This is a genomic window from Streptomyces sp. NPDC107559 (genome assembly GCF_055657365.1).
Window position 1 is genome coordinate 133,214 of the sequence record NZ_JBVKBD010000016.1, and the last position, 21,844, is coordinate 155,057.

The window sequence follows — 21,844 nt, forward strand, 5'->3', positions numbered from 1 at the left end:
ATGGGCATCAGCGGATGCGGTGAATCAGGGAGACCTGGATACGGCCCGCGAGATTCACCGGATCCACGGCGGCACGCGCCTCCGCCAGGACGGCCTGGACAGCCGTGGCGAAACGGACGCCAAAGATTTCAGCGGCCTCCTCCTGGTGGAGGGCGCCGGCGTCGTCCGCTCGCATGGCGACATGCAGGCCGATGTCCATCCGGGCCAGCCGGCGGTTCCGCCTCTTCGGGCTCGGAGAGTGCAGCCACGATGTCCCGTACTGCGTTGCTTACCTGCTCGTCCATGGAACGCGCCGCTGCAGGCCCGTGCGCAGTGAGGGAGCCGCAGTGCCCCTCGAACATGGGCCAGGCCTCATGTCCGATGATCACCATCTGGTGGTCCAGGTCCGTGTGCTCTTCATAGGCGATCACATCATGGGTTGTGCGGTCGATCCACAGTCCGCTGGCGGTCCCGCGCGGGAACGCCACAGCCCGCAGCCGGACAGGGCGGCCCCGCACCTTGGCCAGGGCAGCGCTGACGGCCGGTATGAGGTCCTCGTCGCGGCCCGGCGCCTTGAAGGCGTTGACCAGCAGGGCACTCAGCCGTCTCATGGCCCGTATTCCCGTGCTCACCGCGCACCTTCGTTCACGCCAGGCGCCCGCCCCAGGCGCGCATCCGCGGACGGTTCGGGTGCGCTCCGTCGCCTGGACGGTGAAGTCCGTTCCCACCGGGAGGTGATCCGTTGAGCGCTGCTGTGATCTGTCGGCGACTGAGCCCAGGACTCACGTTCCGGTTCCCGGAGCGGATCCTGCGGAGCACGGCCGAACGCCGGGACGACTTCCACAGGCGGGAACGCGCAGGGCGTATGGTCCCGCAGGTCCTGACCTACCGACAGGCCGATCGAGGATTCCGAGTCCTCGTCGTCGGCGGACGGCCGTAAGTTCCCTGCGAGGCCTGCATCGACCCGCTGTGTTGTTCTCACTGGCCTTCTTCGCTCTCGTCGATTTCCAGCAGGGCCTTCAACGTCGCGTTGAGCACCTTCCACCGCTCAGGTGGCAGGTCCAGAGCCTGCCGAAGGGCAATGCCCCTGACATCGTCATGTCCGGACCACGCCGGAGCCAGAGGATCGCCGACGGCTGTCGTCGCCGAAGCTTCCGGCTGCCGCGCGGCGAGAACGCCCAGCAGCACACGGTTGAGCGACTCGGACGCCGGGGCGGTGAAGAACGCTTCCCCTCCTTCGACGTGGAAGAAGTCGACCAGGCCGTGCAGCAGTTCAATGCTGGGCACCTTGTCGCCGGCGCAGACCTGCCGCGCCCAGAACGAGGAGACTCCCAGCTGTCGGGAGATGCTGCCGGCGAGGTCCGACATCCGCAGGCCGTTGCGTGCCAGGTACGCGTTCGACAGGGCCTTGAGACGAGTCCGGACCCGGTCATTGACGGTGTCGGCCGGGAGGGCGTCGCCCCGCAGCAGGCTGAGGACAGCGTCTTCGGGCAGAGCCGTTTTCGCCGCCAGCTTCTTGGCGTCGAGCAAGTCCAACCGCTGCAAGCTCTGCTCACTGATGAGTGCCTCAAGGCGTTCCAGTGTCTCGGCCAGAGACGGGGCAGGATTCATCGACGTACTCCCCGGAGGTTCTGGAGTGAACGCTGCGCTTGCCGGGCACTGTACGCGCCTCCTGTCCAAGATTTCAACGATCACCAATTGGCTCGAAATGATCGTTGAACGGATGATCTCAGGCCGCGCGGTGAAGGGGGCCCGACTGCGGTTGACCTGGGAAAGGCGGGGCAGTCGCGGGGATTTCGCCCCATCGGGGCTCGGGAGTTGATAACCGAACAGTCATGACGTCATCCGCTTGATGACCCGATGGCGGCTTCCCGATCGCCTGCAGGACTCGGCGTGAGCCGCCGCCGGGCCGGCGTCTGTCCGATCAGACCGTGTTGAGGCTGTCCAGAAGTCTGCGTTCCGCCGGTGTGAAGGGGGGCTGGTGCAGTTGCGGGCGCCGGGGGCCGACCAGGGCGGCGAGTAACACGCTGGGTTTGACGAGGGAGGTGGGCGGTGCCTGGAGGGCCAGTACGTCGGTGAGGGCTGTGGCGGCGTGGAAGGATCCGGTGGCGGTGCGGGACAGATGGCTGACGTAGCGCTGCAGAAGGCGGTCGGCGAGGTTGGGGCTTCTGCCCGTTGTGGTGGAGAAGAGGATGTCCTGCCCCACGGCCAGGTCCCATGCGGTGGTGACGGGGCGGCCGACAGCACGCTGGGCGCGCCGCGCCAGGCCTGGTGCAAGGACGTTCGAGAGTTGGTCGCGCAGGGCGACGGCGCCTTGTGCGGCTACTGATATGCCCTGTGCGTATACGGGGTTGAAGGCCGCGACGGAGTCGCCCAGTGCCACCAGGCCGTCGGGCCAGGCGGCGAGTCGCTCGTAGAAGTAGCGGTGGTTGGCGGTGCTGTGGGTGACGCTGACGTCGGTGAGCGGCTCGGCGTGGCGGAGGAGGTCGGCCAGGACGGGGTGGCGAAGGGTGCGGGCGAAGGGTACGAAAGCATCAGCGTCCCGTGTGGGGTGTCCGCCGGGGGCACCCATCAGACTGACGTGCCAGCGGTCACCCTCGATGGGCAGAATCCCACCGGCGCCTGCGGGCTGAGGCAGACGGGGGTCCGCGTTCACTCCGACCACGGGCCAGTCCTTGGTAGGTACCGGCGCACGATAGAAACGGCTGGCGTAGACGAGGCCCGACTCGATCCGGTCCTCGCCCAGACCTGTGATACCCAGCTCGGCAAGCCACTGAGGCATGCGAGTGCTCCGGCCGGAGGCGTCGATCACCAGATCGGCGCGCAGCACTGCCTCCCTGTGACCGGCAGCGAGGATACGCACGCCGGTGACCTTGCGCCGGTCCCCGAGCAGTCCGACTGCCTTGGTGTTCGTCCGGATGCTGACCTTGGGGTCCTTGATCAGCTGTTGCCGGACGACGAAGTCGGTGAGGTCGCGGCTCGCGGAGATCAGGAAGTGCGTGGTCCGCTGCCAGCGCCGGTACCAGCCCTCGGGCGAGTAGATGACCATGTTGGTGGTCATGGGTACCCGGTTGGCGCCGGCGTCCAGCAGCAGGTCGATGGTGGAGGGCAGGAGGCTGTCGATGGCCTCGGCCCCGCCGGCGTGCAGGAAGTGGATGTGAACACCCTGCGGGACTCCCACGCGCGGTCCGGGTCTGTCAGGCAGTTCGTGGGCCTCGAGGACTTCCACGGAGTCGACATGGTCCTTGACCGCGGCGGCAGCCAGCAGGCCGGCGATGCCGGCGCCGATGACGACCGTACGGGTGGACGACCTCAAGTGCGGGGCTTCACTCATGATGGGCTGCCTTCTTCAGTGGCACGAGGTGCTCACGGAGATCACGGACGATGGGGGGAACCGAGTCGGCCGACGCGCCTACCGGGCTCACCCTGCTCCATGACCCGGACCGGGTGTTCGCCGAGCTGGAGACCCGCACACTGCCGCCCGAGGCCACGCTGCTGCGGCGCATGAGCTGGGACGACCTCGTCATGGCCCGAGCGATCGTCGACGCCGAGGAGTGGTCCCGGCCGCTCCGGCTCGCCGTCGCCAGGGCGCTGCGCGCCGAAGCGCAGGACACCCAGGCGCGGGATGCCGGGAAGACGGAGCTCGCGCAGCACGATGCCCCGGCTTCGAGAGCGGACGTCGAACCGCCCTGCCTGGAGACGGTGCTCGACGCGTTCGACCATGGTCTGCTGTGGTCTGCTGTGGTCGGCGGTCGCCGACCGCATGCCCAAGCCCGCGCAGGCTTCACGGCTGGTCGGGCCGTCGGCCCGCAACTTCGTCCGTCCCAGGATCTTCGACGGGCTCGTGGGCCTGATCCATCTGCGCCTGGTCAAGGACGGACACGCCACCCCCGACATCGCATGGTCAGGGGTGCCCGGACTCGCCCTCCCGGAGGAGTGGGAGAAGGCCATGGACGACGCCGTCGACACCGCCGTGGCCGACACGCCCGACACGGCGCCCCTGCGCGCCCTGCTTGCCGGCGCCGCGCGGACCTCCGCGTAGCCGGCGGGGCCGTCGCGGGAACCGTCGGTCAGGAAGCGCTCGGTGGGACCGCTGTCTGGCTGCGGCCCACTTCGGTCCGTACGGCTCCCTTGCTCGCGCCGATGACCAGAGCGTTCGCGGCCGCCTGGGGGGTGAGGGCCTGGTGCAGGACGAGGAGGCACTACCAGCTGGACTACATTGCGTCGGCACTCTTGGGAAGGGCGCGCCAACGGCGTTCGAAGTCGTCGGCCTGCTTGGCGATGCCCTCGGTGGTAGTGGGTCTGCTGTATCGGGCGGTGATGCCCCGATGGGCGCAGTCCTGACCACGTCCTTGGCAGAGGGTCTGTCCGTGTCCGGATCTCGCCGGCGTAGGCGTCTGACGGGTCATGGACTGGACCGTCCACCGGTACGAGCGCTTCCGGCAGCGCTGCATGCTCGCAAGGTTCCCGGACCTGCAGGTCGACACTCACGGAGCCGGGCCCCCGACGGCGGTCACCTCGGTGCGCTCCAGACCGAGGCCCGCTGCTGCATGGGGCGAGAGCGTGTCTCTTTGATCAGCTGGTCAGTTGATCGGATGTGTCTGTCCGGTTAGTGATCACTGATGCGATGCGGGGCCGGATCGAGCCGCTGATGCCGGCCGATCCGGTCCGCGGTCGGCGATGGGCCGACCATCGCAGGACCCTTGAGGCCATCGCGTGTAAGTGCCGCACCTGCTCGCCCTGGCGGGACCTGCCAGACGAACTCGGCACGTTCCAGACAGCTCACGAACGGCTGATCCGGTGGGCCGTGGACGGAGCCTGGGAAAGAATCCTCGTCGCTGTCCTGGCCGCAGCCGACAATGATGACGACATCGGTTGGACCGTGTCAGTGGACTCCACCGTCTGCCGGGCCCATCAGCATGCCGCCGAGGCCAGGAAAGGGGGCGCCGGACCGGGCCGAACCCGACGACCACGCGCTCGGTCGCTCCCGCGGCGGCCTGAGCACGAAGGTCCACCTGGCCAGCGACAGTCGCGCTCGCCCTCTGACGCTCCGCGTCACCGCAGGCCATGCGGACGGACAAGCTCGCCGTCGCTTACGAGGCTGCACTCCACTTCGCCGCCATCCTCATCTGGGCGCGGTGCTGACCGCGCGGGATGTCTATCAGCTGTCGTAGAAGAACAGCTCAAGATCCTCCATGGACCCTGGTCCGGTCAGGAAACCCTCCGCCTGAGCGATCTCCTTCTCTGGCGGTACCCGGCCCTCCCGAAGAAGCTGTGTCATCCATTCCTCGCCCTGCTCGCCGATCGCGTAGATGCCAGACAACAGCTCGGACATACCCGCAGAGTGTTTCGGGCGGTGACCGACAACAGGCTGGAGGTCCCACCCTCCTGCTCGGGCGGCAAGCCGGAGTACCCCCGCCCAGTTGGCGATCCGCCCGATGCGTACGTGCCACGAGTCCTCGGTGAACGGAGCTAGTCGGCCGCCATGCAGGGCGTTGGTCGCGGCCATGATGTCCGCCACCACCTGCCGCTCCACGGCATCACGAACCCAGCGTCTCTCCTGCGCTTCCTCAATAGCGGCTGCCCACCACTCCCACGCGTCGTCCAGCCGGGCCGTGAATGTATTCATCAGGACAGAGTCTCACGCGTGTGGCCGCCAACCGTCAGGTGGAGGCCTGTACCTCCAAGAACCAAGGGATCAAAGAGACACCTCCTAGGCCTCCTCGCGAAGGCCGTCCTCCACTTGATCGAGTCAGAGACCGGCGACGCCACCCTGCCCACCGAAGTGACCGCTCAGCCTCGGAACGACTTCACCGAGTAGCTGTCGGTGCACCACGGCAGCGGACGTGACCGGCTTCCATCTTGATCAGGGCTGAGCGGCGGCGGCTCAGCGGGGAGGGCGGGTGCCCAGCGTCGAGAGTGACTGCATGGGGGATCACTTGTGGCCAAGGGGTGCGAAAGAAGCAAAAAGCCCATATTCCATGACGTCGGTCACAGGGCTCCCCGAGGCAACTAGCGCGCTTAGTAGACGCGACGCAGTGAACTCGGGGCATTTGTCCGAATTGGTCCGAATGTGGATACCGCTGAGCATCCCGGACTTCCACCCGTCTGGCCCGCGCGCCCACTGCCCTATGACGTAAGGCTTCTGACGCTGCGACAGTTCTGCCTCCTGCCGCCATGTGCGGACCAGAGGCCCGCGCACCGCCCTGGCGAGGCCTTGGAGCCTACGAAGCGTCGTAGTGATGGGACCCATTGCGCGTCCTGTCGAGCCGTTCTAAAAATTCGACCGACAGGACGTCGCTGCAGTTCGGAACCGGTGTTTACGCCGAGTCGACCGCGCGCTGTGGTGCTCGGCGTCACCGAGTCAGTAGGAGCCCCCCACATGAATTCGTTCCGCATGTCCCCGCGACTCCTCGCCCTCGCTCTCGGCCTGGGTCTCGCCTCCAGCGCGCTTGGGGCCACGGTGCCGGCGAGCGCTCAGCCGGCCGTTGTTCCGTCCGCTTCCGCCGGTATCTCCGCGGCGGGGTACGACGGGTCGGCAGAGGAGGCTGCGAACAACAAGGCGTTCTTCGAGGCCGTGGTCAAGTCGGCCGCCGAGAAGGGCGCCACCCTGCCCAGTGGGCAGGCGGTGACCCTTCACTACAACGCCTCCCAGGCGCCGAGCTTCCGTTCGCAGATATCGAGCGCGGCGGCGATCTGGAACAGCTCCGAGTCCAACGTGAAGCTCGAGGAGGCTTCGAGCGGGGCCGACTTCTCCTACTACGAGGGCAACGACCCGCGCGGGTCCCACGCCTCTACCGACGGGCACGGACGAGGCCAGATCTTCCTCGACTACACCCAGACCCAGCAGAACGACTCGATCCGTGTCGTCACCCACGAGACCGGGCACGTGCTGGGCCTGCCGGACAACTACAGCGGGCCGTGCAGCGAGCTGATGTCGGGTGGCGGCCCCGGCCCGTCCTGCACCAACCGCTACCCCGATGCCACCGAGCGCGCGCGTGTCGACGCGCTGTGGGCCAGCGGGGGAGCGCAGGCCCCGGCCACGGTGATTCAGCCCACTGGCGGCCCGAGCGCCGCACCGTCGGCAGGGACCGTGACGCCGGGCCATGGTCCGTGGCGTCCGCACCGCCACACGCTCTGGCACTGATCGCGTTCCAGTGGGAAACGGGTCGCTGTCGAGGGTGGTTTCCGTCACATGCTCAAGACGGTCGTCCGAGCATTCTCGTGGGACGGCGACAGGCGCTGGTGCTCTTCCGGCCGGCCTGACACGGCGGAGCCGGGGAAGCCGACGGCCCACTGGGTGGTGACCTGGAACGTGACCCATCGGGCCGGGTCGGTGGCCAACGCTGCCGGCCCGGCCACGATCAGCAGTAGCCGGGCCTCCGACCAGTCACGTGCGCTCCTACCGGCAACCACGGAGCTGGGGAGCGACGATCAGGCTGACTCTCTACAACACCCGCCGTCGGCACTCCGTCAACGGCCACCTCAGTCTCGACGAATATGAACGCAGACACCGCGCCGCCGAGCTCACGCTCGCCGCGTGATCAAAGACGCGTGTCCACCTCACGCGGGAAGGTCCACCATCCGCTTCGGACCCATCACAGCCTGACCGACTGACTGCCTCACGAGTCGTTTTCGTGTCAGCCCCCCGTCGTTTTGGCGGTTGGCCCGACGTGGCCGGTTTGGGCCGTGGTGCCGGTGCCCGCGGGAGTGGTGTGTCACCACTCGACGGCGCGTCCGTCGACGGTCGTTCCGGGGTAGAGGTGTTCGGCGGTCAGGGCCAGGATGGTGGGATTGATGCGGTCCAGGTGGCGCAGCAGCATCAGGTCGGCGAACTCCTTGGCGTGGCGGGCGACGGCGGCCACTTCCTCGGTGTCCTGCAGGTACTTGCGGGTCTCGTCCAGGTGGCGGGGGTCGTCGTCGTTGGCGGGGTTCTTGTGTCCGGCGACGACGGCGCGGGGATGGACCGCGGCGATCTTGTCGATGGCGGCGATCCAGTCCGCGCGCCGCTCGGGCAGCGGCCGGGCCTTCTCGCCGCCGGCGAGGTAGGGGTGGACGCCGTTGTAGACGATGTCGCCCGCGACGACGAGGCCGATGGAGGGCACGTGCACGAACGTGGTGTCCGGTCCGTCGCTGTCGCCGGCCTCGACGAACCGGACCTCTTCGCCCTCCAGGAGGAAGGTGTAGTCGTCGATCACCTCGGGCAGCACGATGTCCTTGACGATCTGACCTGGAAACTGGCTGTTCCAGAACGCCATGCGCTTTCCGGCGGTGAACTCCGCCAGGGCCACGGTGCCTTCGGTGGCGATCATCCGCGCCTCGGGAAAGTGCTTGGCGACCTCGGAGAAACCGAACCAGTGGTCGCCGTGGCCATGAGTGGCGTACATGGCGACCAGGTTCTTGCCCGAGGCCAGTACCCACTCGGCCACCTGCCGGGACTGCTCCTGCAGGTGTGGGGCGTCGATCAGGATGGCGTCCCGCTCCCCGTGGATGAGGGTCGCCGACATCGGGGACCAGGCGGGCAGCGGCCGGACCGAGGAACCGTCGGGCAGGACCGCCGGAGGAGGAAGGGTGACGAGGACGTCGTATGCGAGAGCCATGATGAGCTACTTTCTGTGCTTTCGATGCGTCGTTCTTATGTTTGCCGGGAACGCGCGAAATGTTCGCGCCGGGATCGGCGACCCCGTTGTCGCCGAGTCCGTGGGGGGCGTGTGATGCGTCCAGCGGCGTGCGCGGTGTGCCCAGGCTGAGCGCGTTTTCACGCTCCTGTGCGGCACCCCTCGGTGTCAGGGCAGTGCGGCGCTCGCGGTCACCGGGCCAGAGCCGGTTCGGCAGCAGGCTGCTCCTGCTCCTGCTGGTGGTGGCGGATGATCAGGTGTGTGATCTCGGCAGCGGCGAAGGCGAGGACGATCAGTACGGCGCTGATGGGGCCGAGCCAGTGCACGCCGGACCAGTTCAGCGCGCCCTGGCCGACGACGGGGGCGATGGAGACTCCGACGTAGAGCGTCGCGGAGTGGAGGCCCGTCAGCATCGGGGCAGCCGCCGGCATTGCTCCGATCAGGCGGTGGGTCTGCGGCGTGATGAATCCCCAGCCGCACAGGCCCCACACGATCAGCGCGACGACGGCTGTGCCGATGTGCGCACTGGACCATGGCATCAGCGCGAAGTCGATGGCGAGTGCCGCAAGGGCGATGTTGATGATCCGGCGGGCGCCGATCCGGTCGACCAGGTGCCCTGAACCGAGCGTGCCGATCGTCGAGGCCGCACCCCAGACGAACAGCAATATTGCGAGCGTGGTGCCGCTGCCACCGGTCGCGCGGTCCAGGCCGTCCGCGATGTAGGAGTAGACGATGTACAGGCCGGTGAACAGTAGGAGTGTCGTCAGGAGGCCCATGCCGATACGGCGGTCGCCGAGCGGCGCCAGACGCGTCCGCAGCGGGACCGGCGGCGGGTTGGGGATCTTGGGCAGCACAAGCGCGATGGCCAGCGCCGCAGCAGCTCCGAGAGCGGAGACGAACACCATGGTGATGCGCCAGTCGCCGGTGAGGCTGCCGATGGCCGTGCCGATGGGTGCACCGAGCGCGGTCGCCGCGCTGAGGCCGGCCATCACCGTGGATATCGCACGCCCCCGGCGCTCCGGCGGAGCGAGCGCGGCGGCCGCGGCTATCGCGGTCGGGGTCACCATCGAGCCGCCCAGCCCGGCCAGCGCCCGTGCGGACAGGGCGATACCGAAGCTTGGAGCAAATGCGGTCAGAAGGTTGCCCACGACGAAGATGCCGAGCCCGGTGAGGAACAGGGTGCGTCGTGGCCAGCGCGTGGTGAGTGCCGCCATGACGGGACCGAGGACGGCGTAGGTGAAGGCGTAGGCCGTGATCAGCCATCCGGCGGCTCCGATGCCGACACCCAGGAAGCGCCCGGCGTCGGGCAGGATGCCGGCGATGACGAAGCTGTCCGTGCCGATGGCGAAGAGCGCCGCAGTCAGTACGAGGAGTGATCGGTACACGCGGGGGTCCTCCTGGTGATGTAACCATGTCTGTTACATCACTGGTTCAAAGAATGGCCGATCCGAAGATCGACCGGAAATAAACGGGTATTACCGAACCGCCACCTTTCAGGCAGCGGTGATCGTTTGCTTCAGGACGTCGGCGATGGTGATCGTTGCCAACTCCTTCTTCATCGCGTCCTCGGCGCGGTCGTACACGCCTTGCAGCACCGGCGGGAGACCCAGGCCGACGGGGCACTCCTGATTGGGGAGGGCTGAATGCAATGCGATGAGCGGGTCGGATTCGACGGCTTCGTAGACATCCTTCAAGGTGATCGACTCCGGGGGTCGCCCGAGCTTCACACCTGCACCCTGACCACGCACTGACGCGACCAGGCCGGCCGCTCGCAGGCCGCCGAGGACCCGGCGGATCACCACCGGGTTCGTATTGACACTCGCCGCGATCCTGTCGGAGGTCACGATCCCGCCGGGGCGTCGAGGGCAGGTGAGCGCCATCCACGTCAATGCGTGCACGGCCACGGTCATGCGACTGCTGGCGGCCATCGGACTCTCCCGTCTCGGGCGGCTCGTGTTGTAACAGATTCAATTACAACAGGGGGCCGGGCCCGTCTGTCAAGCGCACCGGCAAGGCAGCCCATCCGGGGCGGAGGGCCGCTTCATCCCCTCGACGTCTTCTCCGAAGCGTCGGCAGGCGCGGTCTTCCAGTCGGATCACAGGGCGTCGAGTGCCTGCGGCCACTGGGGTACGGGGCCCGCCACCATGTCCGGTACACCGCCTTCTCCCAGGACGCCTCCCAGTTGCGGACCGGCAAGGCCCCCCCGGCCAGGGCAACCTGGCGCAATCTCTGCGTCGGCATACGGAGCTGACCGGCGTCACCAACGGCGTCCTGCACGCGAGAGGGAGCTCGGGCGGGGACGGCGCGGCGGGCGAGGGCGGCGTGATCGCGAGAGCGGGTCACACTGCCGCGCACCGACGGGCGAATGGTTCCTGGGCTCGGGCGTCCCCGGTGGACATGTGGCCGGAGGACGGTGGGAGGGAGGAGCCGGGTAATCGCTCACTCCGGCCGGGACTGTCGTGGTGCCATGGCCCAGCGGATGGTCCGGGTCAGGGCCTGGCCGGTGGCGCGTACGGCGAGGTCCTCGACGACCGGCACACGGGGTAGCCACAGCATGCCGCGGGCCCACGGCGGGAGCAGGGCGACGGCGCTTGCAGCCAGACCGCCGTAGAAGGGCCGCACCGTAAGTGGCACAGGAGGTCGGAGCAACAGGAAGCGGGCGGCACTCCGGGCCTCGGCCGTGGCTCGCAGCTCGGGCCGGTAGGCGGTCAGGCGGTCGGACAGCTCGCGGCGGTCGCACGGTGGGTCGCTCACCCCCAGCGCCTCGGCGACGCGCGCGGCGTCGGCCACGTAGGCGTCGTAGCCGGCAGCGTCCAGGGGGCAGGCTCCGTAGCGTTCGTGGGCCCGCAGGAAGCTGTCGGTCTCGGCGGCGTGCACCCAGCCGAGCAGGTGCGGATCCGCTGCGTGGTACGGCACGCACTCGGCCGTTGTTCCTCGGATCCGCTCGTGGATGCGACGTACCTGGTCGACCGCTTGCTGGGCGTCCGCGGCGGTGCCGTAGGTCGTCACGGCCAGGAAGGTGCTGGTGCGCTGGAGCCGGCCCCAGGGGTCCCCGCGGTAGCCGGAGTGCCCGGCCACCGCTGCCATGGCGTGCGGATGCAAGGACTGCAACAGCAGTGCGCTCAGCCCGCCGATGAACATCGAGGCATCACCGTGGACCGTACGGATCGGGCGGTGCGGTCCGAACCAGCGTGGGCCGGGGGTGTCGTGGATACGGGCCCGTGTCACCGGCCCGTCGGGGCCCGCGACACGACGGAACAGGGCCTGGCCCAGCTGCTCACGGACCATGGTCAGCACGGTCGGCCTCCCTTCTCCTGCCGCCCAGTGTCCGTCACATCTCCCCGGACCCGGGCATGGCAGTGCGGTTCACCGGCCGCGGGCACCTGCCGTGACTCGCGGTCTGGCGTCGGCCGGGCTGCCGTGGGCGATCCAGGTGACGTCTTCGCCCCGGGCACGTTCCGCACCCCTGCCGCTGCTTGTTCCGGCGTCCGCTTCCAGGACCACGACGCGTTGATGCTGTTCGACCACTTCCTCGACGGCATCGAGCAGCCTGACGACGAGATCCATACGTCACCGGGCATGGTCAATCCAGTCCCGCACGACTGATTCGCCGCCTTCGATCCCCGATCAGGCCCGCGACCCCGACCGCGGATTCCGCCGGCCTTTGAACGCGGCCGCAAGTCCGGCGCATTTCATGCCGTTGCGGCACCGGACAAGCGCACCAAACGAATCAAGGCCCGCATGGACCAGCGCACCCGAGAACGACTGCCGGCCCTGGCGGCAAGAAACAGTGAGGACGCGGGATGGCGGGTGCCGATGGCACCCTCCTTTGCGGCCGGCAACAGCGTGCTCACCGGTACTCCAACTCCTACCGCCTCACCACGACCCGCGCCCGCGCCGAACAGCGGGCCACGGCCGGCTGACCTCCCCCGCAGCTCAGAGTGCGATGGGTCGGTATTGGAGAGCCTCGTCGACGATCTGCTCCGCAGACGCATCTTCGAGGGCGTCTGAGGGATGGAAGATCAGGTCACTCACCCGGGGATGCGACACGTTCGCCTCCAGGAGCTGCAGGTAGTGGTCGCTCTCCGGGGTGGCCATCAGGAGTCTGCGAACGATCTCCACGAGCTCGTCACGGGTGATGTCCGCGACCACGGGGCGAGCCAGCCGGGCAGCCTCCCGCGCGAACTCCTCCAGGCTCCTGCTGCCGTAGTACTCGGCGAAGTCGAGAGCTTCGTAGTCGTGGCCGGTCATCGCGTTGAAGGCCTCGATCGCCTCGCCCGCTGCCTCCGGGCGGGTTTCCAGCAGGTCAGCGATCCGCTCCACCTCGGCGCACAGCTCGTCGAGCCGCTGCTGACTCACGGGCTGGGGTAACAACTCCGGTCTCAGGTCCACAGCCGAATTATGTTCGTCCGTGCCGACACGCCCGAGCCGATCACCAGGGGACCGCTCAACGTCCTGCAGCACGGCATTCCCGCACCGACGCCGAGGGACTGCAGCTGACCGGATCATCCCTGGCTTGCCGGCCAGGTCATGCCGGGGCAGGTGCCCGCAGGGCGAGGAGGGCGACGTCGTCGTCGTTCTCGGCGGGCCGGACCCGGGACAGCAGTTGGTCGGTGAACGAGGTCAGCGGGCGGTGGGCGAGGGCGGCGGCGTTCCGGCGCAGCCGTTGCAGGCCCTCGTCGAGGGTGTGACCGAGTTCTTCGATGAGGCCGTCGGTGTAGAGCACGAGGGTGGATCCGGGCGGCAGCAGGGCCGTGGCGTCGGGGCGGCTGCCCGCTGCGACGCCCAGGAGGATGCCGTGGCCGTCGGTGAGGTACTCGGCCAAGCCGTCGTGGCTGATCAACAGGGGTGGTGGATGGCCCGCGTTGCTCCAGGACAGCTTCCAATGACCATGGTCCGCCTCCTCCAGCCGGGCGAGGATCATGGTGGCCAGGGTGACATCGGTGATGTGCCGGATCGCTTCGTCGAGCCGTTCGATGATCCGGCTGGGGGGCTTCGTCTGGGACCAGGCGTAGGCGCGCAGCATGTTGCGGACCTGCGCCATGCCTGCCGCGGCTTCAAGATCGTGTCCCACGACGTCGCCGATGGCAAGGGCGGTGGCGCCGTCGGACAGAGGGAAGGCGTCGTACCAGTCGCCGCCGACCTGCGAGGCGTCGGGTGCGGGCAGGTATCGGACCGTCATCTCCAGACCAGGCACTCGCGGCATCTGGGGCAGCAGATGGTTCTGCATGGTCTCGGCGACCTTGCGCTGGCGCTGGTAGAGGCGGGCGTTGTCCAGGGCGAGGCCGGCCCGGCGGGTGATGTCCTCGATCAGGGACAGATCGGTGGGGGTGAAGTCTGCCCGATGGCCGGCGCGGCCCAGGGTAAGGGCTCCGAGTACCTCGCGGGGGCTGCGGATGGGGGTGATGGCTGCCGAGCGGATACCAGTGGCGTCGAAGAGACGGCGCTGCTCCACCGCGATACCGGAGTCCGGCTCCCGCTGGTAGGTCTCGGGTCCGGCCAGAGTGGACGCCACTCCGCGCAGTGCCCGGGACAGCGGCATCGGGGACTCCTTGGGGATCGGCGGCATCGGGCCCTGGAGTTCCTCGTGATACACCAGAGTGTCACCCTCGGCGCGGACGACTGCTTTGCGCCACACCTCGTCGTGCTCGGTGATCAAGTCGATGACGGTCCAGTCCGCCAGTCGCGGCACCACCAGCGCCACCAGGCGGCGCAGCGTCTCCTCGACCTCCAGGGTCGAGGTCAGCCGCGTGGTGGTCTCCGCCAACAGCGCGAGCCGCTCCAACTCCGGCAGCGGCCCGTCCACCGCCTCTGGCCGAGAACCCGCTTCAGGCGCTCGAGTGGAGGCGTCGAAAACCACCAGAGTGCCGCTCGCTTTGCCGTCGATTTCGTAGGGGGCGATCGTCCAGGAGATGGGCAGCACAGATCCGTCTCCGCGTACGAAGTGGTCCAGCTCCGCCTGGGCGACGCGGCGGGCGTGGAAGGCCTGCCGCATACGGCACTGCGTCGCCGGTAGAGGACGACCATGGGCGTCCCTGTGCAGCAGGTCGTGTGCGTCCTGGCCGAGCAGATCGCCGGCCGGCCGCCCCAGCAGGTCTTCGGCGTGGGCGTTGACGGCGATGATGCGACCCCGCTCGTCGACGATGTACGCCCCGCCCCCGATGGCTTTCAGTGCCCTTGCGAGCGCGGCAGCAGGCGCAGCCGCAGGAACATCCTTGTCGTGCTCCGCATGCTCCGGCGCTGCCATGCCCGGTCCCCCCTGCTGATCGGCTGCTTCCTGCTGGCCGGCAGGAGGTTCGCTGCACGGCATTCGCTCTGCGTGAGTGCCCCAGCTTCGCCGAATTCAGGCTTGCTCTCAAACACCTCCGGGAACCCTTGGCGCATATGCGGCAGGTGTTCCTTGGCGGACGGGGCTGGAGGGTTCGGCCGCCGCCACCTGACGGCAGTTGTCCTCCGCAGCGAGTGTCGGCGCGGCCCCGTTGCTCCTGTGGCGGGCCGGGGGACGCGGGAACCGGACAACGCCTGCACCATGGCCAAGTGGCTTCGCCCCGGTAGCGATCCGACCGGTCCTGGGCGGGCCCGCACAGAACCAGAACCACTCGTACCTCATTTTCTCCGGCACTGGTGCCGCCGTCTACACCGTCACCGCGCTAGACGACGACACGTGCAAGTGGTTCGACTACGTGGTCTGACGCGGACTTACGGCGGTCTCGGCACCTCTTTGCGAGGTGCCGGGGCCGAATTCGTTCTCGCCGGTGCCGAGCGGAAGGGATGTCGGTGCCTGCAGAGCCCGCCGCCGTGGCCTCGGACTGCTGTCCGCTCACCGACCAAGGCTCGGTAGTCGGGGACGTCAAGCCGCACCGGTGAGCTGCCTCGAGTTTCGTGGAGTCCGGTGATCTTGTTTCAGACGGACTGCGGGACTCGTTGCTGGCCCCAGGACTGTGACCCTGGCATCAGGGACTCCACACATCTCGGTACGGCTCAGGTCGGTTGTCTCTCATGCCCAGGGAAGGCAACGTCTGTGCGGGAGTTCAGGAGCCGGGTGTTTCTTCGCCGGAGATGATGCTCGCCGCACGTTCCGCGATCGCCAGGACGGTGGCGTTGGTGTTGCCGGAGACCAGGGACGGCATGACCGAGGCGTCGGCCACGCGCAGGTTGGCGACTGCGTGGACGCGCAGCCGGGAGTCGGTGACCGACAGTGCGTCGGTGCCGATCCTGCAGGTCCCGGCGGGGTGGAAGTAGGTGGTGGCGGTGGCTCGCAGATAGGTGTGGCAGGCGGTGTCCGTCTGCGTTTCCGGGCCCGGGAAGAGTTCCCTGTCGCGTGCTGGGGCGAAGGCGGGGGCCGCTCCGATCCGCCGGGCGACGCGCAGTCCGATGGCCATGCGGCGGATGTCGTCCGGGTGGTTCAGGTAGCCGGGGTCGATGAGGGGCGCGCGCTCGGGGTCAGCGCTCGACAGCCGCACGGATCCGCGGGCGGCCGGGGTCATCAGCGAGAAGATGACGGAGTACCCGTCCTGCGGGCCCGGTACCCACCGGGGGTGGACCGGGAACTCGACGAAGAGGATCTGGAGGTCGGGCTCGACCGAGGGTTCGCTGCGCAGCAGCACATGCGGCTTGCGCGCGTACCGGCCGTTGTGCACGCGGCGTGTGGTGGTGTAGGCGACCTGGGACTTCGGGTGGTCCTGGAGGTTCGCCCCGACGCCCGGCAGGTCGCATCGCACCTCGATGTCGAGCTCGCGCAGGTGCTGTCCCGGTCCGATCCCGGAGAGCAGGAGCAGCTGCGGTGTGCCGACGGCGCCAGCGGTGAGGACCACCTCGCGCTCCGCGGTCGCTGTGTGCGACCGGTCGCCGATGCAGTAGGCGACGCCCCGGCACGTCGTGCCGTCCATGAGGAGCCGCCTCGCGTGGGCGCGGGCGATGACGGTCAGGTTGGCCCGTCCGGCCGCGGGAGTCAGGTAGGCGTCCGCCGCGGTCTGCCGTCGTCCGTCGACGACGGTCATGTCGTTCCAGGACGTGCCTTCCGCATCCGCGGCGTTGCTGTCGTTGTTGGGGGGATGGCCCGCCTCCACCGCGGCTTCGAAACACATGTCCCACAGCGGGTCGGTGGTGGGCGCGGGGCCGATGTGCATCGGCCCTGTCGTGCCGCGGTAGCGCGGGTCGCCCCCGTCCACCCGTTCGCTGCGCTTGAAGTAGGGCAGCAGAGCCTCGTAGTTCCAGCCCGCCGCTCCCGCGGCCTCCCAGGCGTCGTACGCCGAGCGGTGACCCCGGATGTGCATCATGCCGTTGATGCCGCTGGATCCGCCCAGCACCTTTCCCCGCGGGAAAACGATCACGTCGTCGTGGGTGCCGTGCTGCGGTACGGTCTCGTCGCCCCAGTCCACCGACGTGCGCGCGAGCCGCGGCCAGGCCGTCGGGTCGGCCATGTCGGCGGTAGGTTCGGCGGCGCCCGCCTCCAGCAGGAGCACCCGCACGCCCGGATCCTGGGACAGCCGGGCGGCGACGACGCAGCCCGCGGTGCCACCACCCACCACGATGTAGTCGAAGTGCTCCACGGCGGTCACCAGCCTTCGTTCCCGTGTGTCATAGGTAGACGGACTGGTAGCGCTGGTACGACAGCAGCGCCTCGGGGCCGAACTTCAGACCGATCCCGCTCGACTTGATCATCGTCGTGGGGGATTCCAGGTCCGGCGCGTAGTGGTTGATGCCGACGCTGCCCGTCACGATGCGCCGGGCCAGGCCGACACCGCGGTCGTGGTCGCTCGTCCAGATCGTGGCGGCCAGGCCGTATTCCGAGTCGTTGGCGATGCGTACGGCGTCGTCGTCGTCCTCGTATGCGGTGACCGTTACGACCGGGCCGAAGATCTCCTCGCGGGCGATCGTGTGGGAGTTGTCCACGTCGGCGAAGACGGTCGGTTCGACGAACCAGCCGGTCCGCTGCCCGGCGGGACGGCCTCCGCCGACCACGATACGCGCGCCCTGCGCCCTGCCCTTGGCGATGTAGCCCTCCACGCGGTCGCGCTGCCGCGCGCTCACCAGGGGGCCCACCTGGGTGGCCGGGTCGAGGGAGTTACCCACCGTCAGGGACCGTGCCAGGGTGGCGACGGTGTCCACGACCTCCTCGTACCGGCCGCGTGGCGCCAACACACGGCTGGTGAGGAAGCACGTCTGGCCGTTGTTGGCGAACAGGGTGGGCGCGAGCTGCGCCCCGACCGCGCCCAGGTCGAGGTTCGCGTCGCCGAGCACCACGGCCGCGGACTTGCCGCCGAGCTCCAGCGTGACCGGGCGCAGCAGCCGACCGCAGACCTCGCCGATCCGTCGGCCCGCCGCCGTGGAGCCGGTGAAGGCAACCTTGTCCACCCCCAGATGCCCCACCAGGTACGCACCGGTATCACGCCCGCCCGGCATGATGTTGATCACCCCGGCGGGCAGGCCGGCCTCCAGCGCAGCCTCGCCGACCAGGACGGCGTCAAGGGCGGTCTCGGGGGAGGGTTTGAGGACGACGGTGCAGCCGGCGGCCAGCGCGGGCGCGTACTTGAGAGCCGCCATCGTGTTGGGGAAGTTCCATGGCACCACGGCGGCCACCACACCGAGCGGGACCCGGCGCACCAACGTCCGGCTACCGGCGGCACCCTCGCGGATCTCCTCGCCCACGCCATCGGGACCGGCCGAGATCAGTCCGGCGTAGTAGCGGAGCAGATGCCCTGGACGGCGGGAGTCGGCGGAGTTCGACAGGAAGAGCGGCATGCCCATCTGGTCGCTCACCAGCGGGGCGATGGCCTCGGCCCGGTCGTCGACGGCACGGGCGAACCTGAGCATCGCGTCGGCCCGCGCGCCTGGCGCCCAGTGGGCCCACCCCCGCGGGTCGTCGAATGCGGCGCGCGCCGCGGTGACAGCCGCGTCGACATCGGCCCGGTCGGAGTCGGGAACCGAGCCGATCTCCCTCTCGGTGTTGGCGGAGTAGACGTGGATCAGGCCGCTCGCATGCGGCGCCCTCCACTCCCCACCCACCAGCAGCTTTCGGTGCTCAACGATCCCGCTGGTCATATGACATCGGCTCTCTTCGCAAATTTTCGCATATCACGCATATGGGATGCCCAATTAATGATCGATGTCCGGCATGCCGTTGCGCAACAGGGTCGGAAGGGCCGCGTCCGATGGTTTGCCCGTCGAAGCCGTAGCGGGCCTGGGGTTCGAGTGTGCGGTGGCTGCTGTTGCGGCCCGGGGTGACGCCCCTTGGCGCAGGAGTCAGTGGCTGTTGTCGTTGGTGGCGAAGTCGGGCAGTTCGGTGGACAGGAGTTCCTCGGCGCCGTGTTCAAGGAGTTCCTGCATCTTGTGGGAGCGGGGCAGCATGATTTTTTCGTAGGAGTCGATGGCGTCGTCGATGCTGTTGCTGTTGGTGATGGCAAGGGCGAGTTCGCAGGCGTCGAGCATGGCGAGGTTGACGCCGACGCCGAGCGGGGGCATGAGGTGGGCGGCGTCGCCGAGCAGGGTGACGGTGGGGTTGTGCTGCCACGTGTGGGGCACCGGAAGGGCGTTGATCGGGCGGTCCACGTAGAGGCCGTCGTTGTCCGTGAGGAGTCGGCGCAGGCGGGGCGACCAGTCGCGGTAGCGCTCCAACAGGAGTGCGCGGATGCCGTCGGTGTCCTGGATGGTCAGGCCGCTTGCGGTGATCCAGTCGGCGGGGACGCGCTGGATGATGTAGACGCGGATGTGGTCGCCGCTGTTGCGCTGGGCGAACAGGCCACGCTCGCCGTCGGCCGCGGCGGCGCTGCCCCGGCCGACGAGTTCGGCGATCTCGGGGTGCCGGTTGTCGACGTCGTGGAACCAGGCTTCGAGGAAGCTCACCCCGCTGTATTCAGGGACGGCCGGAGAGATGGCTCGTCGCACCTTCGACCAGGCGCCGTCGGCGCCGACGACGAGGTCGGCCTCGACGGTGGTGCCGTCGGCGAAGCGCAGCAGGCGGGGACCCTGCTCGGCGCCGTCGACGGACGTGAGGGAGTGGCCCCAGCGGACGGTGCCGGGGGTGAGGGAGTCGAGGAGGAGGTCGCGCAGGTCGCCGCGGTCGATCTCCGGCTTGAAGAGTTCGCCCTCCTCGGGGGTGTGGTGGAAGAGGATCGCGCCGCCCGGGTCCATCTGGCGCATCTCCTGCCCTTCGGGGCGGGACAGGCGGAAGAACTGCTCCAGCAGCCCGGCTTCGCGCAGGGCGATCTGGCCGTTGTCCTCGTGCAGGTCAAGGGTTCCGCCCTGGTTGCGCACGTCGGGGCCCGCTTCGCCGTCGTAGACGGTGACGGGAATCTTGTGGCGCTGGAGGATGCGGGCGCAGGTCAGGCCGCCGGGGCCGGCGCCGATGATCGCGATGCGGGGCGCGGGAGTGGTGTTCACGGTGGTACTCCGTTCGTCGTGCGGCGCTGAGTGGCCGGCGCGGAAATGGTCCTGGCGTGCGGGGTGGTGTCAGTGGGCCGCGCCGGCGGGGGCGTTTTCGGGGCGCTTCACGCCCGGCGGCACCCGGTGCACGTGCTCGGGTACCGCGGGCGGGGCGGAGGGTGGGGCGGCATGGGACATGGCTGATCCAGTCCTCTCGGACAGGGAGGGATGGGACGAGGAAGGAGGGACGGGGCGGCGATTCGCACTCCCGCCGTTCCAGAAAAACACAACCAGCAAAAAAGTGCAACGGTGCAACTTTTTGAGTCAGGCATCTTTATGTACGATGGCGGCATGACAACCCCTGGCCCGACCTCGACGCCGGCTCCGGCGGGACGGCGCGAACGCAAGAAGGCCGCCACCCGCCAGGCGCTCGCCGACGCCGCCCTGAACCTCTTCCTCGCCCGCGGCTACGACGCGGTGACCCTGCACGAGATCGCCGAGGCGGCCGACGTCTCCACCACCACGCTCCTCAAGCACTTCCCCAGCAAGGAGGCCCTCGTCTTCGACGAGGACGCCCACCAGGAAGCCGCACTCGTCGCCGCCGTCCGCGACCGCGCCCCTGGCACGAGCGTCCCCCAGGCGCTGTGCGCACACGTCAAGCGCGTCCGCCTGCGTGGAGCCGACTCCGACCCCCGCTACGCCGACTTCTTCACCCTGGTGGCCAACACCCCCGCCCTCAGCGACTACGCCCACCGCATGTGGATGCGCCACCAGGACGCCCTCACCAGCGCCATCACCCACGACGCCGGCGCCGCACCGGGCGACCCACGCAGCGCCGCCCTGGCCCGCTTCGCCCTGGAGGCCTCCGCCTTCGCCCACCGATCCGAGAACCCCGAACAAGCCGTCGACGCCGCCTTCGATCTCCTCGAACACGGATGGAACGCCACCGCGGCCGGACACCTCGACCCCGGCCACTCCTGACGCGCGGCCGAGACCGGGCCGACGCCAGAGGGGGCCATCGGACGGACGGCAAGGACGACCTGCGGCCAGAGCCGAAGGCGTGCCACGCCTTTCTCCAGCCCGGCGACACCCTGGTGGTCCCCGTGCTCGACCGCTACGGCCGCTCGCTCAAGGACCTGGTGAACATGGTCGGCGAGCTGCGGAGCGGGGCGATCGGCTTCACCTCGCTGCACGAGCGCCTGGACACCACCACCGGCGGGCGCCTGGTCTTCCACGTCTTCGCCGCCCTGGCGGAGTTCATCCGCGAGCTGTACGTCTCCGGTACCCGCGAGGGCCTGGCCTCAGCTCGCGCCCGCGGCAGGCCGGCCGCGGATCTCTGACTCAGGTCACTAGAAGGTGAGGCCCAGTTCGTCGAGCGCTGAGGGGAGGAGATCTGGGACGTCGTGATCCGCCTCCGCGTGTGTACACGCGGCCAACATCTGCAGGGCGGGACTGTCGAGGCCGGCGACGAGTGCATGGGAAGCGCTGGTGACGACATCGGTCGCACGGATCTCGCCCATGCGCCCGAGGGCGGCATGGTCCTGCAGTTCGGTCAGTCCAGCAACAGCTTCAAGGTGAGGTCGTCAAGGGGGCGGGCGCGTCCCGCGATGGTCAGCCGTCGGTCGCCGAGATCGACGTCCGCGAGCATGAAGTTGGCGATCTGGGCGACCCGGGCGGCGTGGACCCCGCGAGGGCGAGGATGAGCCGCGTCGTCGGGGTGGTGACCTCGGCGACGGAGCGGTCGACCTGATATCTGGAGTCCCGACCAGAGCCGGGGCGGTTCACTCCGGCAGCGCACACCAGCTCGGATGACGGGGCTCACGGACCGTCGGTTTCTTCATCGCCACGTCCACGAGGATCCGCTGACGTGTGAAGCAGACCGG

20 protein-coding genes and 2 pseudogenes are annotated in these 21,844 nt (G+C 68.9%); 6 read left to right on the forward strand and 16 right to left on the reverse strand.

All coding sequences use genetic code 11. The features are described from left to right. Positions 1-7: 7 nt before the first annotated feature. The 3 genes from ACZ7OY_RS34510 to ACZ7OY_RS34520 all read right to left on the reverse strand — a co-directional run bounded on the left by ACZ7OY_RS34510 (position 8) and on the right by ACZ7OY_RS34520 (position 3,313). The gene (locus ACZ7OY_RS34510; RefSeq protein ID WP_471915119.1) at positions 8-199 is read right to left on the reverse strand and encodes a hypothetical protein; all 192 of its coding nucleotides are present in this window, start codon (positions 197-199) and stop codon (positions 8-10) included. A 758-nt stretch (positions 200-957) separates the two neighbouring features. After that, positions 958-1,590 carry a hypothetical protein gene (locus ACZ7OY_RS34515; protein WP_471915120.1) on the reverse strand — a complete coding sequence of 211 codons (633 nt, stop codon included), beginning with the start codon at positions 1,588-1,590 and terminating at the stop codon, positions 958-960. Between the two features lie 313 nt (positions 1,591-1,903). Next, complete coding sequence (locus tag ACZ7OY_RS34520; protein WP_471915121.1) at positions 1,904-3,313, reverse strand: NAD(P)/FAD-dependent oxidoreductase; 1,410 nt, start codon at positions 3,311-3,313, stop codon at positions 1,904-1,906. A gap of 387 nt (positions 3,314-3,700) precedes the next feature. On the opposite strand from ACZ7OY_RS34520, the gene ACZ7OY_RS34525 reads away from it, so the two are divergent. Next, positions 3,701-4,021, forward strand: a complete 321-nt coding sequence (locus ACZ7OY_RS34525) for a hypothetical protein (protein ID WP_471915122.1) — start codon at positions 3,701-3,703, stop codon at positions 4,019-4,021. Between the two features lie 28 nt (positions 4,022-4,049). Here the strand turns inward: ACZ7OY_RS34525 and ACZ7OY_RS34530 are convergent. Then, a pseudogene (locus tag ACZ7OY_RS34530) lies at positions 4,050-4,175 on the reverse strand (EamA family transporter); the annotation flags it as partial. 401 nt (positions 4,176-4,576) lie between these two features. On the opposite strand from ACZ7OY_RS34530, the pseudogene ACZ7OY_RS34535 reads away from it, so the two are divergent. After that, positions 4,577-5,051: pseudogene (locus ACZ7OY_RS34535) on the forward strand (IS5 family transposase); the annotation flags it as partial. A gap of 89 nt (positions 5,052-5,140) precedes the next feature. On the opposite strand, the gene ACZ7OY_RS34540 reads toward ACZ7OY_RS34535, so the two are convergent. After that, entirely contained in the window at positions 5,141-5,608 is a 468-nt protein-coding gene (locus ACZ7OY_RS34540) for a hypothetical protein (RefSeq protein ID WP_471915123.1), read from the reverse strand. Positions 5,609-6,361: 753 nt separating this feature from the next. On the opposite strand from ACZ7OY_RS34540, the gene snpA reads away from it, so the two are divergent. After that, positions 6,362-7,126 carry a snapalysin gene (gene snpA / locus ACZ7OY_RS34545; protein WP_471915124.1) on the forward strand — a complete coding sequence of 255 codons (765 nt, stop codon included), beginning with the start codon at positions 6,362-6,364 and terminating at the stop codon, positions 7,124-7,126. Positions 7,127-7,697: 571 nt separating this feature from the next. On the opposite strand, the gene ACZ7OY_RS34550 is transcribed toward snpA, so the two are convergent. From ACZ7OY_RS34550 to ACZ7OY_RS34565, 4 genes are all read right to left on the reverse strand, one after another. After that, positions 7,698-8,579 (reverse strand): MBL fold metallo-hydrolase, encoded by an 882-nt coding sequence (locus ACZ7OY_RS34550; RefSeq protein WP_471915125.1) that lies wholly within the window; start codon positions 8,577-8,579, stop codon positions 7,698-7,700. Between the two features lie 209 nt (positions 8,580-8,788). Then, positions 8,789-9,982, reverse strand: a complete 1,194-nt coding sequence (locus ACZ7OY_RS34555; protein WP_471915126.1) for an MFS transporter — start codon at positions 9,980-9,982, stop codon at positions 8,789-8,791. Between the two features lie 108 nt (positions 9,983-10,090). Continuing rightward, positions 10,091-10,525 (reverse strand): Rrf2 family transcriptional regulator, encoded by a 435-nt coding sequence (locus ACZ7OY_RS34560; protein ID WP_471915127.1) that lies wholly within the window; start codon positions 10,523-10,525, stop codon positions 10,091-10,093. A 511-nt stretch (positions 10,526-11,036) separates the two neighbouring features. Continuing rightward, positions 11,037-11,885 carry an oxygenase MpaB family protein gene (locus tag ACZ7OY_RS34565; protein WP_471915157.1) on the reverse strand — a complete coding sequence of 283 codons (849 nt, stop codon included), beginning with the start codon at positions 11,883-11,885 and terminating at the stop codon, positions 11,037-11,039. 132 nt (positions 11,886-12,017) lie between these two features. Between ACZ7OY_RS34565 and ACZ7OY_RS34570 the strand changes: the two genes are divergently transcribed. After that, entirely contained in the window at positions 12,018-12,203 is a 186-nt protein-coding gene (locus tag ACZ7OY_RS34570; protein WP_471915128.1) for a hypothetical protein, read from the forward strand. Between the two features lie 330 nt (positions 12,204-12,533). On the opposite strand, the gene ACZ7OY_RS34575 is transcribed toward ACZ7OY_RS34570, so the two are convergent. The 5 genes from ACZ7OY_RS34575 to ACZ7OY_RS34595 all read right to left on the reverse strand — a co-directional run bounded on the left by ACZ7OY_RS34575 (position 12,534) and on the right by ACZ7OY_RS34595 (position 19,979). Then, on the reverse strand, positions 12,534-12,956 hold the full coding sequence (locus ACZ7OY_RS34575) for a bacteriocin immunity protein (protein ID WP_471915129.1): 423 nt from the start codon (positions 12,954-12,956) through the stop codon (positions 12,534-12,536). Between the two features lie 169 nt (positions 12,957-13,125). After that, positions 13,126-14,844, reverse strand: coding sequence for a PP2C family protein-serine/threonine phosphatase (locus ACZ7OY_RS34580; RefSeq protein ID WP_471915130.1), 1,719 nt, complete (start codon positions 14,842-14,844; stop codon positions 13,126-13,128). A gap of 784 nt (positions 14,845-15,628) precedes the next feature. After that, positions 15,629-17,158, reverse strand: coding sequence for a GMC family oxidoreductase (locus tag ACZ7OY_RS34585; protein ID WP_471915131.1), 1,530 nt, complete (start codon positions 17,156-17,158; stop codon positions 15,629-15,631). A gap of 19 nt (positions 17,159-17,177) precedes the next feature. Continuing rightward, a complete protein-coding gene (locus ACZ7OY_RS34590; protein WP_471915132.1) occupies positions 17,178-18,641 on the reverse strand; it encodes an aldehyde dehydrogenase in 1,464 nt (487 codons plus the stop codon). 201 nt (positions 18,642-18,842) lie between these two features. Further along, positions 18,843-19,979 (reverse strand): FAD-dependent oxidoreductase, encoded by a 1,137-nt coding sequence (locus ACZ7OY_RS34595; RefSeq protein ID WP_471915133.1) that lies wholly within the window; start codon positions 19,977-19,979, stop codon positions 18,843-18,845. 333 nt (positions 19,980-20,312) lie between these two features. On the opposite strand from ACZ7OY_RS34595, the gene ACZ7OY_RS34600 reads away from it, so the two are divergent. Both ACZ7OY_RS34600 and ACZ7OY_RS34605 read left to right on the forward strand, forming a co-directional pair. Then, positions 20,313-20,942 (forward strand): TetR/AcrR family transcriptional regulator, encoded by a 630-nt coding sequence (locus ACZ7OY_RS34600; RefSeq protein WP_471915134.1) that lies wholly within the window; start codon positions 20,313-20,315, stop codon positions 20,940-20,942. Beyond that, complete coding sequence (locus ACZ7OY_RS34605; protein ID WP_471915135.1) at positions 20,897-21,301, forward strand: recombinase family protein; 405 nt, start codon at positions 20,897-20,899, stop codon at positions 21,299-21,301. Before ACZ7OY_RS34600 ends, ACZ7OY_RS34605 begins: the two co-directional genes overlap by 46 nt. 9 nt (positions 21,302-21,310) lie before the next feature. Here ACZ7OY_RS34605 and ACZ7OY_RS34610 read toward each other — a convergent pair whose 3' ends face one another. Together ACZ7OY_RS34610 and ACZ7OY_RS34615 are read right to left on the reverse strand one after the other, a co-directional pair. Next, a complete protein-coding gene (locus tag ACZ7OY_RS34610) occupies positions 21,311-21,481 on the reverse strand; it encodes a hypothetical protein (RefSeq protein WP_471915136.1) in 171 nt (56 codons plus the stop codon). Positions 21,482-21,513: 32 nt separating this feature from the next. Next, positions 21,514-21,783 (reverse strand): hypothetical protein, encoded by a 270-nt coding sequence (locus ACZ7OY_RS34615; protein ID WP_471915137.1) that lies wholly within the window; start codon positions 21,781-21,783, stop codon positions 21,514-21,516. Positions 21,784-21,844: the final 61 nt, after the last annotated feature.